The organism is Moorena sp. SIO4A1, from assembly GCF_010672065.1.
GTDB lineage: Bacteria > Cyanobacteriota > Cyanobacteriia > Cyanobacteriales > Coleofasciculaceae > Moorena.
Genome location: NZ_JAAHHX010000022.1, coordinates 91,888 through 107,221, shown reverse-complemented (window position 1 = coordinate 107,221; position 15,334 = coordinate 91,888). Strand labels below are relative to the sequence as shown.

The following is a 15,334-nucleotide window of genomic DNA, read 5'->3' as shown; positions in this document are numbered from 1 at the left end:
ATTCTTCTGAGTTCTTCTTTCTTAGCCTCTTCTGATAGTTTGACACAAGGAAGGTAAAAATTCAGAATTAATCTGAGCCCTTGTTCGCGTAAATAACACGCGAACAAATACTTCCCTCTTTCCTTAACCGAGCAGTATTGGCCCAGCGCCTCCTAAGCGATGGCCGGATTGCCTGGGAAGTCTACACTGAACCCAACGGGTCAGTGTAGGAGCTGTCACCTAACTTCTCAACAAAAAAACTGATTTTGTTGACTGACTCAATCCTTTACTAAGTTAGACTTAAGTCTTCTTAAGCCATTACTGGGATACCCTCCTGACTACGCGATCGCTGAGTTTTCAGCAAAGAAATATTAGTAGTTAACAAGAAACTGGCAAAGCTAGCAATAGCAATAATTGGAAGAATCGATGTATCAGACAGAACGCTAAGAATAACCGTGCTACTGACCGGTGTTTTGGTGACCGCCACATTCACCGCTGCCATCAGGCAAAGCATAGCAATGGTGGGGTGAATTCCGGGTAAGGCGATGGAGATAGCTAAACCCAGATTGGCACCGATGAAAAATAGAGGAAAGATAAATCCGCCTCTAAACCCACCGTGGAGGGTAAAACTGATCGCAAACATTTTTGCCAAGGCAATCCCTAGTAACATGGTTACCCCCAAAGTGGGACCTTGTTCAATCACTGTTTCAATTTGCTCCTCACTAAAAAATAGGGTTTGGGGAAAGAATACAGCAATCAACCCAATAGATAATCCGCCTAGTGTAGCTAGCAAAATATGGCGATGTTCAATAGATTTAATCCAAGACTTGGTAAAGCGAAAGATATAGATAAACACGATAGCAGCTAATCCACCAGCAACCCCGAGTAATGCACCCTCAATTAAATTTAGCCAGGATAGAGCAGGTAACGTATCAAAAAGGTTAAAGCGGTAAATTCCTCCCACATCTAACCCAGTACCAAAGCGGAAAACAGAGAAGCTAAAAATTGACGCGACAATGGCTGGTACGATGGCTTCATAGTATTCCAGACTCCGGCGGTGGGGAATTTCTAGGGCAAACAATGCCCCCCCGATCGGCGCACCAAAAAAGGCACCAAGAGCAGCACTCATCCCGCAGAAGGTCAATATCCGGATATGGCTGATTGCCAGTTTAAGCTTGACTCCTAGCCAGCTACCTAAGCTACCATTAATCTGTACCAATGGTGCTTCTGGTCCTGCACTCCCCCCAGCGGTGATGGAAATTAGAGAGGTCACAATCATGCCAGGAGTTTGACGAGGCTCCATCCTACCTGGATCGTGGACTTTTTCGATCACCAACGCCATTTCACCGGGTAACCCCAAGAAGTAGAGGGATAAGCCCACGAAAAACCCACCAATGGTAGTGGCAATCCACACATAATTCCAAGAGGGTAGCCAACTCGGGAAATAGGGTTCTAGAAATTCGGGTAACCAATGCCAAACAAAATGCAAACACTGTTCTAGGACAAAATAGTAGCTAGTTGCTACTAATCCGCCAGCAATGCCAATTCCTGTAGCGCAGAGGATTAGCTTGATATAGCCTAGCTTGACGGGTTTATTGTCGCTATCTGATTTTTCCGTCTGATTAGTCCTTTGATTTACTGATGATACTTTAGCCGTCTCTGATGTCATTGTTGTCATGACCCAGTTGTCTTTTACGAAAATTGGTTATTTTTTCATCATGGACAACAAGAACTTAAATAGATAGAGTTACTATGTATGGGGTACATGAAATTAAATTGCTTTTTACATAAAAAATTGTTTAATGTATATTTTGCATAAATTTAAAATGTTTTTTGCATAAAGTAGTTTTCATAACCTTTAAAACTGACTTATCATTAACAATGGAAGCCCTTGGTGAATCAGGGGTGATCGGTTAGGGGAATTTTGCCCTCGTCTAGTCTGATGGTTCAATACCTAACATTGATTGAGGTAAGCCTGACAAGAGTTTGCCTGAGTCGGGGGTGTTGCTACAGACTACAACAAACCCTCCGAGTGCAACTCCTCTAATTGGTAAGCCAGATGCAGCAGCTAGTCCACAACTGCTCGCTTCAAATCATTGGTCTAGCTGCAAAGCACTGGCTTAAGGTTTTAGCTGTAAGCATTCAGCTGTAAAAAAAAAACAAAATTTGGGTTTGAGACGAAACCTTGGAGAGGGTAGCCAATGAGCGTCGGCAGGTTATGAGTAATAGTTTTAAGTCTTTTGTAATAAGGCTACCCTCTCCTACGGTAACTTTAAAGGACAGCAGCTGACAAGAAGTATCCCGGGATTTTAAACTTTATAGTTGGTGACCGTAGTGCTGAAACTTTTAAAAAGCTTTGGAAAATCGTAAAGCGATGCAGCGCGGTCTTGGGGAGGCAGTGCGGTCTTGGGGGTTCCCCCCATGAGCAACTGCCGTGGTTTCCCCCATGAGCGACTGCATCAAGACAAGGCTGGCATAGCTTTTGGTATGTCACTGATAAATATATTGTTTATCAAATATTTATCAGTGACATTGACCATTTAACAAAAAAAAGTTATATGACTAGAATCGAGAGTGAAAATACGAGATTGAGACACTACTTGGCTAGGCTACATCGACGAACTCTGTGTTACTCTAAATCTCAAGAGATGTTGAAGTTATCAATCAGGCTTCTTATTTATTATTTAAAGTTTCATACAATCCCAGTTTTTGCTTAACCATTCTATTATTCAGCAACGCCTGGCGTTTTACCACAGAAGATGCACGAGTCAAACTCAAACACCAAAACCGCTGTTTTTGAAACTACTGATGAAGACTCCTCTGTCTAATGCACTCTTTAAGAGTGGTCATTCCACTACGCCACTCCCTATTCCCTACTCCCTACTCCCTGTTCCCTTCGCTAAATAACAAAATTATAGGCAATCTTACCATAAATCACCACAATTTCAAGTTATCCTTGTTCAAAGATGTGGGATGGGGCGCGGGAAGGGTGGGAATAATGTGCCTCATCAGGATGAGAAACAATATAGTTACCATAATACTTATCATAGTTATCTAGTTATTGCTGGCTTCGTGCTCTGTTAAATCTGACCAAGTCTGACCAATTCTGACTAAGTACGGTTTCAGGTTCTTAGCCAAGAAATTTTTATAATGGTTCATAACTCAAGAGGGAAACCAGATTCCCCTGGTGAAGGGTCATATGCTAAGAGACTTTCAACTGCTGAACTTTGTTGGGTGAGGATTTATGTTAAAAGAGCGTAAACAGCAATTTCGGTTATTGGCTGGAGCCATAGTGTTATTGGTATCAGTATGCCTGGGAGTTGTATTCTTAGGTGTCACCGTAGCAAATCAACTAGAGGAAAAAGAGGAAAACAAGACTGCCAGCCAAGGCTTAACGGAGTCAACAGGCAAATCCGCTGTAGCACGGCTGGTTTCCCTGCCACCTCAACAACGAGCAACTAACCTAGATGCCTTTGCCTCCGGTCCGAAGTCTCGGGAACAGTATCGCGCCCGTTATCTGTTGGCATCGGATTTAATTCAACAAAATCAACCAGAACAAGCCCTAAACCATCTCGAAGGACTTGAGTCAGATTATCCGGTTTTAGCATCCCACGTTGTCCTCAAACGTGCTCAAGCTTACCAAGCCATGGGGGATAGCGCTAAGGCTACAGCAGCCTGGGGTACTATCCTGAAAAAGTACCCCAACCAAGCAGTGGCAGCAGAAGCCCTTTATCATCTAGGCAAATCTAATCCTAAGCACTGGGACGATGCGATCGCAAAATTTCCCAGCCATCCCCGTACTCTAGAAATTGTCCGACAGCGCCTCAAAGCCAATCCCAACCAACTCCCATTACTATTACTCTTAGCCAAGCACACTCCTAAAGCCTTAGGAATGCAGGAGATCCGAGACCGGATCGTTGACAAGTACCCTGAGCAACTCACCCCCGAAGACTGGGAAATGATTGGCACTGGTTACTGGGAAACCTGGAAATATGGCAAAGCTGGTAAAGCCTACGCTAAAGCCCCCCGCACTCCCCGCAATCTCTACCGGGCAGGTCGAGGGCTTCATTTAGATACCAAAGCAACCAAAGGCAAAATCTTTTATCAACAGTTAATCAGCGCCTATCCCAATGCCAAAGAAACCGGATTAGCCTTAAGGCGTCTTGCTAGTATATCTAAGCCACCAGAAGCCTTAGCTTATCTGGATCAAGTCATCCAGAATTATCCCGATGAAGCTCCTCAAGCCTTGCTCGACAAAGCCAAAATCCTAGAAAAGCTCAACAGCAAAGTGTCTGCTGGCCAAGCTCGGAAGTCGGTATTGACCCAATATGCTAGTTCTGATGCTGCGGCTAATTATCGTTGGCAAATGGCTCAAAAAAAAGCAGCAAAAGGCCAGCTACAACAAGCATGGCAATGGGCGCAACCGATTACCACCAACAATCCCGATAGTGACATCGCTGCCCAAGCTGGCTTCTGGGTAGGTCGATGGGCAAGTAAGTTGGGGCGTCCTAATGATGCTAAAGCTGCCTTTGAGCATGTACTAGCTCGTTATCCAGAATCCTACTATGCATGGCGGTCGGCCAACTATTTAGGCTGGAATGTAGGGGACTTCACCTCCGTGCGCTACTTAATGCCAAAAGTGGTCAGACCCCAAGCTAGACCTTTACTAACCGACGGTTCTGCTACTCTCAAAGAACTGTACAAGCTTGGTCAAGATCAGGATGCTTGGGCTCTGTGGCAAGTGGAATTAGGAGACCGTAAGGAACTCAGTGTCTCAGAGCAATTTAGTGATGGTTTATTGCGGCTAGGGATTGGGGATAATCTCAAAGGCATTAACCAAGTCTGGAGCCTAAAACGACGAGAGACTCCCCAAGAACAAGCCGAATGGGCAGCACTGCGTGACGACCCAAAATACTGGCATGCTCTATTTCCCTTCCCTTTCCTAAATTCAATTGTTAACTGGTCTGGTCAACGGGAGCTTAATCCCTTACTCGTAACTGCCCTAATTCGCCAAGAGTCTAGATTTGAACCAGAAATCCGTTCCGTTGCTGGTGCCATGGGTTTAATGCAAGTGATGCCAGCAACAGGTAGTTGGGTTGCCCAAAAAATCCAGTTGAAAGAATACAATCTTAAAAACCCTGATGACAACATTAAATTGGGGACATGGTATCTAAGCTTTACCCACCAACAAAATAGTAATAACTCCCTATTAGCCGTTGCCAGTTACAATGCCGGTCCCGGTAATGTATCCAAATGGGTGAATAGATACGGTTTTAGTGACCCCGACGCCTTTATTGAAAAAATCCCCTTTCGAGAAACCAAAGGTTACGTGAAAACAGTGTTTGGTAATTATTGGAATTATTTGCGACTCTATAATCCTGATATTTCCCGGATGGTAGAAGCTCACGCTGCTACTAAATCCGTAGCATCATCCAATTAATTTTAGGGAGTAGGGAGTAGGGAGTAGGGAGTAGGGAAGTGTGGGGAGATGGGGAGATGGGGAGATGGGGAGATGGGGAAATAGGGAGATGGGGAGATGGGCAAATTTTTTGGTGTTTTGATCAATCACCATTGGTTTTCATATTAATGAGATACAAAGCATTTTTTCCCGATTCCCGATTCCCGATTCCCGATTCCCGATTCCCGATTCCCTGTTCCCTTTTATCGCCATAAAACTGCCCTTTTGTATTCAGAAAATCAGTAACGAATCAATCTACTGGTTACAGTTTTGATATTTGCTATTAACTTAACCGGAGCTACTTTAGGATTGAGATCCACGAGCAGATGGAGGTGGTCACTTTCTCCGTTCAACTCTATCAGGTTGCATTCCCACTTAACACAAGTTTCAGAGCAGATTTGCTGCGCGCCTGTTCGCGCAGCGGAGGCCGTAGGCCACATCAAAATTTGTTGTGATCTAACTTGACGTCTGTTTATCGTCTTACTGTACACCTTGTAATAGTAAGACGATAAACAGACCTGTTTTCTTTTGTATAATTACCTTTCATAACTATAGGATAAATGCTACAATACTAGTATGATAATCACTTACTGCTACCGAATCAAGCCAAGTCCTGAACAAATTGTCACCATGGAACGGTGGCTCGAATTGCTTCGACGCCACTGGAACTATGCATGTTTGACAAAGGCTTGATTGGCTCAATCGGACTCGTTCCCCGATTGATAGGTGTAGTCTGGTAAGTGAGCCGATCGGTGAGATTCCAGAAGAGGTAAATTACTACACTCAACAAACAGCCCTTAAGGAGACAAAACGACTGTTTCCTGAATATAAAAAAATTTATGCAGAGACTCAACAAGTTAATCTGCAAAGGTTAAACAAAGCCTGGGAAAGATGGAGAAGACCTGACGCAAGTGGTAAACGTGGGGGTAGACCTCGCTTTAAAAAAGCTGGAGAACTTAGATCGTTTGTATTCCCTAGGGTCAATAATTCTAAGGCTGGGGCACACTTGGTTGATGGTGTTTTAAAGTTAAGTCGAATCGGGTCAATGCCTGTTGTAATGCATCGACCATTGCCTGTTAGCGAAGCTTGCCCGAAGGGCGTGGGTTTTGTCCTTAAGCAATGCACCATTGTCAAGAAGGCTGATGGTTGGTACTGCTGTCTTTCAATGAAAGACGACACTGTACCTGAACTACTATCCATAGATTCAGTTAAGTCTGCCGTTGGTATTGACGTTGGCCTAGAGAAATTTTTGACCACATCTGACGGAGAGGCAGTACCTATTCCGCAGTTTTACAGGAAAGCTCAGGATAAACTTGCTCAGGCTCAAAAAGTAATGTCGCGCCGCGTCAAGGGTTCTAAGAATTGGAAAAAATCAAAGCATAAAGTAGCTTTGTTGCACCTTCACTTAACCCGTTGCCGGAAGGAATTTCATTATCAGGTTGCTCATTGGCTATGTAGTAAATACGACCTAATTGCTCACGAAAATTTAAACATCAAAGGACTCGCTAGAACTAATTTAGCAAAATCAATACATGATGCGGCCTGGGGAGCATTCTTGGAAATATTGCAAGCAGTGGCGGTTAAACGCGGTTTGTTAGTTCAGGAAGTTAACCCACGTGCCACAAGTATCGAGTGTTTTAGTTGTGGTTCTAGGGTCGAAAAAACTTTAAGCGTTCGCATTCATTGTTGTTCCAGTTGTAAAGTTAAAATTGACCGCGACTGGAACAGTGGTATCAACATTTTGAATCGTGGACTATTGGCGGTTGGACTGCCGCTTAATGGCTGTGGTAAATCGGTACAGGATATCGTTCGCGTAGCGGAGGCATCCGCCGAGGAGCAGCAAGTCTCATTCGTGAGTTTGAGAAGCCCACATCATAATCTTTGATTTGATGTGAGAGTAGTCACAGCAGCTAATCCTAAGAAACCTAACAGTGATGTGGTTTCAGGAACAGGGGCAGGCTGAACATCAAGACTTTGGTTAGCTGGTTTAAAAAGACTGCTTACCTCTATACCATTGGCATCAATTGCAGAAGTAACAGTAACTGCTAAGTCAGGCAATCCATCATTCTTAAACCCAGGAAGTACTTCGTAAGTTGCCCCAACTATTTCTAGAGTAGAGTTTGGAGAAACTCCAACTGAATCACTACGTTGAAAAAGTACTGTAGGTATTCCAAAGGGTGGGTTTTCTACTGGGCTCCCGCTAAAGTCTGAAAAAGCAGCTCGATCTGCATCTGTCCTAAATACGTCTAGAGTAATAAGCTCAGTAGGATCTTGTTGAAAAAGAAGGTCCAATGACTGTAAATTAGCGGTGAGACCGCTAGTATCTAAAATGAAAGAGAAATCAATGGTGTCACCAACATTGACTTCAAGGTCATTGATGGCATCTTGGTCTAATTGTGACCCAGTCGGAGTGAAGGATACCGAGGCTCCATAAGCTGGAGTAACTGCGATCGGCGAAGCCGCGCCAAAGGCGATCGCTCCCAGGAATACTAAAGAAGCACTAATGTGAGTTAATTTCATCAGTTTTGATATAAAAAACTACTATCAATAGTTAATCAAACATTGTTTGATTTAATTTTGAAGAGTAAGTAAAGTTAACTAAAAGATTAAGTGATGAAAGGAAAAACTAAGCCTAAATGCGATTGACCTTGGCCTTTGGGCCACGCTACGCGAATGGTCACGCTTCGCGAATGCATCTGAATATATGGTTCTTCAGTACCTACTATGCTAAGAGGATATCTGAAAAGTTTTTTGATACTGAATTTTGCCCCCCTAGCCCCCCAACTTTGGGGGAAGAGTCAATTTGCTTCTAAAAGTCCCCCGAGCGAGGGATTGCTCGCTCGGGGGATTTAGGGGGCTTGGATGTAGCAAATGAGACTTCTCAGACAACCTCTAAATTTCCAGTTAAAAAAACTCAGAAAGCTTGCTGAATAAGGGTTATAAGGCAATTTAACTAATAAAATTTTCTGAATACTGCCTCTTTACCCTGCTCCCTGCTCCCTTTGCCAAAGTGTTTATTAGACCTCTTGTAAAAGTATTTTTCTGATAGTGTTTCCCTGGCCGTAGGCCACGCTACGCGAACAATTCTTGTCCACTGTTCCCTATTCCCTGTTCCCTGTTCCCGACTTCTGCAAGAAGTCTAATATTAAGTTATCTCCTTTACTTTAAGGGGTACCCAGAGCCAGCCTGTGGCCTAGGAAAACTCTTAGGCTGGCTCTTCCCGTGGATTTGATTGTCCACACTTTGATTATAGCATAAAAATTTAAATATTATAGCATATTTTTAAAAGTTTTGTAACAAATTATTGAGAGAGTCGCCAGAGGTATAGCGCTACGCGCTTTTCAGATTTATTTGAGGCTGATTTCCTGTCTTGATGCAGCGCAAAGTAGCCGATAATCTATCCAAGATTTCGGCTCTAATGGTAATCTATTTAGTTGGTAGACACCCGATGAGGCGTTCGCGTAGCGTGGCCTAAAGGCCATGGCTTGAGTATCTACTTCATTCTTCTGTGGACAGGCATGTGATTATTTCGAGTCTGGGGCTAACTGTTGCACTACTGTTTTGGGATCTTTGTCTATTTCCTCTGTATATGGATTGAGGTCAATATCAGGATAGAGTTTTTGCGCTTCTTTGAATTTTTTAACAGCACTCTTGAGATTTGGCTCTTTTTGTAAAATAGCCCTACCTTGTCTCACCAGAAATTCTGCTTTGGTTTTATCTTCCCAACTGGCATGCTTAAGACAAGCTTCTCCTGCTTTATTATTTTTAGGTGCAACGAGGTCAGGATGAAATTGCAGCTGATCACATCCCTCTTTTAACCAATCTTTCCAATTTCCACCCCGCCACAACCGCACTGTTTTGTCCCAACTCCCACTGAGAATCTGTTTGCCATCTGGGCTGAAGGCGATATCAGTGACATTATTAGTATGACCTTCTAATATATGGAGAGGTTGACCGGATTCTGTGTCCCACAAACGCACTGTTCTGTCCCAACTGCCACTGAGAATCTGTGTGCCATCTGGACTAAAGGCGATATCAGTGACAAAATTAGTATGACCTTCTAATGTATGGATTAGTTGACCGGTTTTTGTGTTCCACAACCGCAAGGTGTTGCCGGAACTGCCACTGAGAATTTGTTTGCCATCTGGACTAAAAGCGATATCAGTGGCATCCTTAGTATGACCTTCTAATTTATGGATTAGTTGACCGGTTTCTGCGTCCCACAACCGCAAGGTGTTGTCGTCATTGTCACTGAGAATTTGTTTGCCATCTGGACTAAAAGCGATACCAGTGGCATCCTTAGTATAACCTTCTAATGTATGGAGAGTAAGACCTGTTTCTGTGTCCCACAACCGCAAGGTGTTGTCCCAACTGCCACTGAGAATCTGTTTGCCATCTGGACTAAAAGCGATCGCATTGACAGTATTTGTATGACCTTCTAATTTATGGATTAGTTGACCGGTTTCTGTGTCCCACAAACGCACTGTGTTGTCGGAACTGCCACTGAGAATCTGTTTACCATCTGGACTAAAAGCGATATCAGTGACATCAGCTTTATGACCAACAAATGTATGGATTAGTGTACCGGTTTCTGTGTCCCACAACCGCAAGGTGTTGTCGAAACTGCCACTGATAATCTGTTTGCCATCTGGACTAAAAGTGATCGCATTGACCCCACTTGTATCACCTTCTAATGTATGGAGAGGAAGACCTGTTTCTGTGTCCCACAACCGCACTGTTCCGTCCCTACTGCCACTGAGAATTCGTTTGCCATCTGGACTAAAAGCGATATGATCGACAAAACTAGTATGACCTTGTAATTTATGGATTAGTTGACCGGTTTTTGTGTCCCATAACCGCACTGTTCCGTCCTCACTGCCACTGAAAATCTGTTTGCCATCTTGACTAAAAGCGCTCACATTGACACTACCAGTATGACCTTCTAATGTATGGATTAGTTGACCGGTTTCTGTGTCCCACAACCGCATTGTGCTGCCCATGTTACTGAGAATTTGTTTGCCATCTGGACTAAAAGCGATATCAGAGACAAAATTAGTATGACCTTCCAAGGTATGGAGAGGTTGACCGGTTTTTGTGTCCCATAACCGCACTGTGTTGTCGGAACTGCCACTGAGAATTTGTTTGCCATCTGGACTAAAAGCGATATCATCGACACTATCTGTATGACCTTCTAATGTATGGATTAGTTGACCGGTTTTTGTGTTCCACAAACGCACTGTGTTGTCCCTACTGCCACTGAGAATTCGTTTGCCATCTGGACTAAAAGCGATATCATCGACCCAGTCTGTATGACCTTCTAATGTATGGATTAGTTGACCGGTTTCTGTGTCCCACAACCGCACTGTGTTGTCGGAACTGCCACTGAGAATCTGTTTGCCATCTGGACTAAAAGCGATATTATAGACTCCACCTATATGACCTTCTAATGTATGGATTAGTTGACCGGATTTGGTGTCCCACAACCGCACTGTTCCGTCCCTACTGCCACTGAGAATCTGTTTGCCATCTGGACTAAAAGCGATATCATCGACCCAGTCTGTATGACCTTCTAATGTATGGATTAGTTGACCGGATTCTGTGTTCCATAACCGCACTGTGTTGTCCTGACTGCCACTGAGAATCTGCTTGCCATCTGGACTAAAAGCGATCTCAGTGACACTACCAGTATGACCTTCCAAGGTATGGATTAGTTGACCGGATTCTGTGTCCCATAACCGCACTGTTCCGTAGTCACTGCCACTGAGAATCTGTTTGCCATCTCTGCTAAAGACAATATCATAGACCAGCTGGCCAACATTTGTATAACCTTGTACGCGATTCCTTTCTCGAACCTTATCTAAAGCTGTCAATAAGATAGAATTAACTTCATTGATTACCTTTGGTTCTAAATTGATTACCTTTGCTTGTAAGGATTTTTGGTAATCTTGAATTTTAGCGGTTGATTCAATAGCTTGGAGCAATCCTTTTGGAGTAGATTCTACTGATAGAGAATACTTGATATTGGCAGCTTTTACTCGTAATTCTGAGTTAATTGCCTGTTTACGAGATTGTAAGCCAAAATAAGTCGATAACACTAAACCTGTACCTAACCCCAGCATAACTGCGATCGCAACACCCCAATTCCGACGAGTATTGAAGCTTTTTTGCCTGACGCTACGCTGCACAAACTCAGCTTCTACTTGGTTCAGCCAGTTATCATCAGAATTGAGTTCTTTATTCAATACATCAAGATAAGGATTGGCATTCCAAAGAAATTGTACGGTTTTATCTCTCGAATCTTTTTGTTGCTCCGGTGTCCGTTGCCACAATCGAGCCAACTGAGTATTTTTGAGTGTGTTTATTTTGTTAAAAAAGTTTTCAGCAAGGTCAAGTCTCCCATTCAACCAATTAATCGCAGCTTCAGCCTTGGCTTCAAAACCGGATGATTGTTTTTTGCTTTTAAGATTTTTCCACTCCACCGCCGCAGGAGTCAACCGCCGTTGTAGAAGTAAATTTTCCTCGTCTTTTTGTTTCCACTCCAGCAACCTTTGCCAACCCCGCACCAAAGCATCATGGGCTGGTTCCACATAGGGATTGCGATCAGCATCAACTCCATTAACCAATAACCGTACGTTAGTAAAGCGCCCAATTACTTCCTTCACTAAACCATCTTTCTGAGGCGGATATTTCAATTCTGATAACGATACGCGCCTACGGGCTAATTCTCCTCCACCTAGTGCCACCATCCGTAACATCACATGACGGATAACTTGGTCATAAGCGGGGTTTTTATTAACTAGCGCCTTATATTCTTCATCAGCCCTTTGAGTTAGTGATCGCATTACTCCCCCCAATTCAAGATAATCGGCTTGAGTCAACGCCCGGTCAATAGTAATACCCCTGTATTGTGCCTCCCGTTGCCGCCTTAAATACTTGATGAAGAATTCACTCAAGGCAAAAGACAGCAGGGGTAATGCTCCCGGCATATCCGCCACTTCATCAATTAATTGTTCAACTAAATCGTGGGGTTGAAAATACATTACCCGTGCTTGAGCCGGTTTTTCTATCGCTTCCCTTAGTTCCCCTCGTGTCATCCCTGGCACAATAAATCGTCCACTTTGCCAAAGATTTATCAGTACCGTAGTTCCCAATTGATTTAGTACTTCCGGTGCCAACTTTAAGCCCACATCTGTGATTTGGGGTTCAAAATCAGAACGTAGGGATAGTACTACCCGTAATTTATCCCCATGGGCATTTATGGCTGTGAGTATCTGTTGGAAAAACTCCTGACGCTCATCTAAGTTTTGACAGAGTGTAATAATTTCTTCGCTTTGGTCAATAAACAGTAATAACTTAGAGTTGGGGTTATTTTTCGCCCAAACATCAATGCTCATTGCCAGATTCTGCTGTGGGTTTTGTGGCTCTACCAAGGGTAACTTAGCTTCAGTCAGCACATTATTTAACCCTTGCAAGGGAGTCTCACCAGGACGGATGGGCGGCAAAATACACCATTTCTCGGTATTATCTTGCCGTAGTTTGGGAATTAATCCTGCCTTTACCAAGCTAGATTTACCCGAACCGGAAGCACCCAACACCACTGTCAGGGGATGACTTTTCACAAAATCTTCTAACTTTTCTATTAGTAATGTTCTACCGAAAAACAGTGAACTGTGTTTCTCGTCAAAGGACTTTAAACCGCGATAGGGATTTTGTGACTCATCTAATGGTGGTGCGGGGGGTAAATTAAGTTCATGTCCCGGAGAAAGAAAGATATATTCTCCCTTATCGTGCTTATTTAAACACCAAATACCAGGCGTTTGTCGTATCCGGCATTTTTCTGTGGGTATTTCGACTCGATCCCGTAAATATAAATATAATTCTGTGGCTGTAATTACCCCATCTCCAGCCGGTTTACCATTGGTAGCAGGAGGATAGATATCTGCTGCCCCTTCGAGGGCTTCTAATAATGCACTAGCAAAAGGGGAATGATGGCCGACTTGACTGCGTTCGCTATCTAAATAAAAGTTATCGAAAGCTTTTTGGTCAGAAGCTGAGGAGGTAATAATTTGCCAGGCTGGGTCACTAATAAAACGGTCGTATCGTTCTTTGTGAATTACTTCTGGTGATGTGAGTAGATCCCTAGTACTCGACCAACGGAAAGCACCAGCAAAACAGCAGTCGAGGATACCCAAGAAATGACGACAAGGTAATTGACTTAAAGCATCGTGTAACTTGGTCATGGGCAGATAACTATTAGTATCCCCCAGTAAAGCATCTTGAGGAATTAAGTAACCCGCCGGGCCATCATCCCCATTGAGAGCGACTCCATGACCAGCAAAGTAAAATAATAAGCGGTCATTTTCAGTAACTTGTTCGGGTAAGGTATGAGATAAAAATTTGTTAAACTTAGACAGAGTTGCCACTTCGTCTAGGCATTCCCAGACTTCGTAATCATGCTTCTCGCGGAGAATTTCTACTAGTTTTTTGGCATCGTTTACGGCAGTGTTGAGGGGAGAAATGCCGTTTCTGTAGTTATTGATACCGATGATAAAGGCGAGATTGCGAGAAAACATGTTATTCTCAAATGACTTCTGACTTCTGACTTCTGAACTTCTGACTTCTGACTTCTGACTTCTGACTTCTGACTTCTGCTATATGTGGGCAGTATAATCACGCTCACACAGCAGTGAGATGCTCCCTATTTATTCCTCAAGATAATCTGTTGACTTTACGCAGAAATTATTTTTTTCGTAATAAATCTTTACCTATTGATGAAAGCATCGAACAGAGAATTGCTATAGTTTATGCTTCAAGCTCCAACAATCCCCGTAAAGCCTCTTTCATCTCATCCTGACTAGTGGTGGCTGTCCCAAACTGACGCACCACAATGCTAGCGGCCAAATTCCCCAAAACCGCTGCTTCCCAGTAGGAAGCCCCCAGACACAAGCTCAAGGTCAGGGCTGCTACTACGGTATCCCCAGCACCAGTTACATCAAATACATCGGTGCGATTAAAGGCTGGGATATGCTCAACCTTACCATCACGACCAAACAAACTCATCCCCTGTTCACCACGAGTAATCAGAATTTCTTCCCCTTGAGTCAGTGCCAACAAATCTCTACCAGCTCTCAACAAATCCTCAAAACTCTTAATCCCATAGCCCACTGCTCGCTCCGCTTCTGGCAGATTGGGAGTAAAAACTATAGCGCCATGATAACGGGCCAGATCCTTCTGAGTATCTACAATGGTGCGGTCGTGAGACAAAACGGCTTCAATCACTGGTGGTGTAAACACACCATCTCCGTAATCAGAACAAACTACAGCATCCACCTGATCTAAATGCTGTTGTATTTGTGCTGCCAACTCTAACTGCTTATCCCGGTCGGGCAATTCATCTGACTTGCGGTCTATTCGCACAATCTGCTGAGTCACCGACTGACGGGCATGACCAGCAATCCGGCTTTTGGTCACAGTTGGTCGGTCTGGATCAATCACGATCGCACTAGTATCAATCCCCACCTCTTCAAACATCGTCCGCAGCACTTGCCCTTGAGGATCTTTACTCAAAAACCCAGCTACCTTAACCTTTGCTCCCAGCTTAGCCAGATTATAAACAGCATTTGCCCCACCACCAGGAGTTTGACGAGTGGTTTCATGACGTATTATTAATACTGGTGCCTCTCGTGAAATTCGTTCCACTTCACCTGTGAGAAACTCATCAAGAGTTAAATCACCAACCACCAGTACCTTGGATTGCTTAAAACCATCAATGAGCTCAAACAAACGTTGAGCTGAAGCAGCTACTTGAGTTTTGAAAGACGCAAATTCAGTCATATAGCAAAGAGAGTAGGGAGTAGGGAGTAGGGAGTAGGGAGTAGGGAGTAGGGATAATAAAAT

General features: G+C 43.7%; 9 protein-coding genes and 3 pseudogenes. 6 read left to right on the top strand and 6 right to left on the bottom strand.

Annotated features, from left to right (window positions below):
- Positions 1–289: 289 nt before the first annotated feature.
- Complete coding sequence (locus tag F6K53_RS16390) at positions 290–1,657, bottom strand: chloride channel protein (protein ID WP_293022452.1); 1,368 nt, start codon at positions 1,655–1,657, stop codon at positions 290–292.
- Between the two features lie 802 nt (positions 1,658–2,459).
- On the opposite strand from F6K53_RS16390, the pseudogene F6K53_RS16385 reads away from it, so the two are divergent.
- From F6K53_RS16385 to F6K53_RS16370, 4 genes and pseudogenes are all read left to right on the top strand, one after another.
- A pseudogene (locus tag F6K53_RS16385) lies at positions 2,460–2,696 on the top strand (IS1 family transposase); the annotation flags it as partial.
- Positions 2,689–2,886, top strand: a complete 198-nt coding sequence (locus F6K53_RS16380; RefSeq protein WP_293022449.1) for a hypothetical protein — start codon at positions 2,689–2,691, stop codon at positions 2,884–2,886. The pseudogene F6K53_RS16385 and the gene F6K53_RS16380, both read left to right, overlap by 8 nt.
- Positions 2,887–3,223: 337 nt before the next feature.
- The gene (locus tag F6K53_RS16375; RefSeq protein ID WP_293022446.1) at positions 3,224–5,419 is read left to right on the top strand and encodes a transglycosylase SLT domain-containing protein; all 2,196 of its coding nucleotides are present in this window, start codon (positions 3,224–3,226) and stop codon (positions 5,417–5,419) included.
- A 56-nt stretch (positions 5,420–5,475) separates the two neighbouring features.
- Positions 5,476–5,652 (top strand): hypothetical protein, encoded by a 177-nt coding sequence (locus tag F6K53_RS16370; RefSeq protein WP_293022443.1) that lies wholly within the window; start codon positions 5,476–5,478, stop codon positions 5,650–5,652.
- Positions 5,653–5,676: 24 nt separating this feature from the next.
- Here F6K53_RS16370 and F6K53_RS45865 read toward each other — a convergent pair.
- A pseudogene (locus F6K53_RS45865) lies at positions 5,677–5,931 on the bottom strand (transposase); the annotation flags it as partial.
- An 82-nt stretch (positions 5,932–6,013) separates the two neighbouring features.
- On the opposite strand from F6K53_RS45865, the pseudogene F6K53_RS16365 reads away from it, so the two are divergent.
- Positions 6,014–7,322, top strand: a pseudogene (locus tag F6K53_RS16365) (transposase).
- Here F6K53_RS16365 and F6K53_RS16360 read toward each other — a convergent pair.
- Positions 7,310–7,957, bottom strand: coding sequence for a hypothetical protein (locus F6K53_RS16360; protein ID WP_293067295.1), 648 nt, complete (start codon positions 7,955–7,957; stop codon positions 7,310–7,312). The pseudogene F6K53_RS16365 and the gene F6K53_RS16360 sit on opposite strands and share 13 nt — an antisense overlap.
- 116 nt (positions 7,958–8,073) lie before the next feature.
- On the opposite strand from F6K53_RS16360, the gene F6K53_RS16355 reads away from it, so the two are divergent.
- Positions 8,074–8,250 carry a hypothetical protein gene (locus tag F6K53_RS16355; RefSeq protein WP_293081351.1) on the top strand — a complete coding sequence of 59 codons (177 nt, stop codon included), beginning with the start codon at positions 8,074–8,076 and terminating at the stop codon, positions 8,248–8,250.
- 534 nt (positions 8,251–8,784) lie between these two features.
- On the opposite strand, the gene F6K53_RS16350 is transcribed toward F6K53_RS16355, so the two are convergent.
- The 3 genes from F6K53_RS16350 to F6K53_RS16340 all read right to left on the bottom strand — a co-directional run bounded on the left by F6K53_RS16350 (position 8,785) and on the right by F6K53_RS16340 (position 15,271).
- Positions 8,785–8,919, bottom strand: coding sequence for a hypothetical protein (locus F6K53_RS16350; RefSeq protein WP_293067292.1), 135 nt, complete (start codon positions 8,917–8,919; stop codon positions 8,785–8,787).
- A gap of 42 nt (positions 8,920–8,961) precedes the next feature.
- Entirely contained in the window at positions 8,962–14,010 is a 5,049-nt protein-coding gene (locus F6K53_RS16345) for a caspase family protein (RefSeq protein WP_293067289.1), read from the bottom strand.
- Between the two features lie 229 nt (positions 14,011–14,239).
- Positions 14,240–15,271, bottom strand: coding sequence for a PfkB family carbohydrate kinase (locus F6K53_RS16340; RefSeq protein WP_293067286.1), 1,032 nt, complete (start codon positions 15,269–15,271; stop codon positions 14,240–14,242).
- Positions 15,272–15,334 lie beyond the last annotated feature (63 nt).

Bases quoted from the DNA above. Each gene is read 5' to 3' on its own strand.
- F6K53_RS16340 (WP_293067286.1), bottom strand. From the start codon at position 15,271: ATGACTGAATTTGCGTCTTTCAAAACTCAAGTAGCTGCTTCAGCTCAA.
- F6K53_RS16375 (WP_293022446.1), top strand. From the start codon at position 3,224: ATGTTAAAAGAGCGTAAACAGCAATTTCGGTTATTGGCTGGAGCCATA.
- F6K53_RS16345 (WP_293067289.1), bottom strand. From the start codon at position 14,010: ATGTTTTCTCGCAATCTCGCCTTTATCATCGGTATCAATAACTACAGA.
- F6K53_RS16355 (WP_293081351.1), top strand. From the start codon at position 8,074: ATGCGATTGACCTTGGCCTTTGGGCCACGCTACGCGAATGGTCACGCT.
- F6K53_RS16350 (WP_293067292.1), bottom strand. From the start codon at position 8,919: ATGGCCTTTAGGCCACGCTACGCGAACGCCTCATCGGGTGTCTACCAA.
- F6K53_RS16390 (WP_293022452.1), bottom strand. From the start codon at position 1,657: ATGACAACAATGACATCAGAGACGGCTAAAGTATCATCAGTAAATCAA.
- F6K53_RS16370 (WP_293022443.1), top strand. From the start codon at position 5,476: ATGGGGAGATGGGGAGATGGGGAAATAGGGAGATGGGGAGATGGGCAA.
- F6K53_RS16360 (WP_293067295.1), bottom strand. From the start codon at position 7,957: ATGAAATTAACTCACATTAGTGCTTCTTTAGTATTCCTGGGAGCGATC.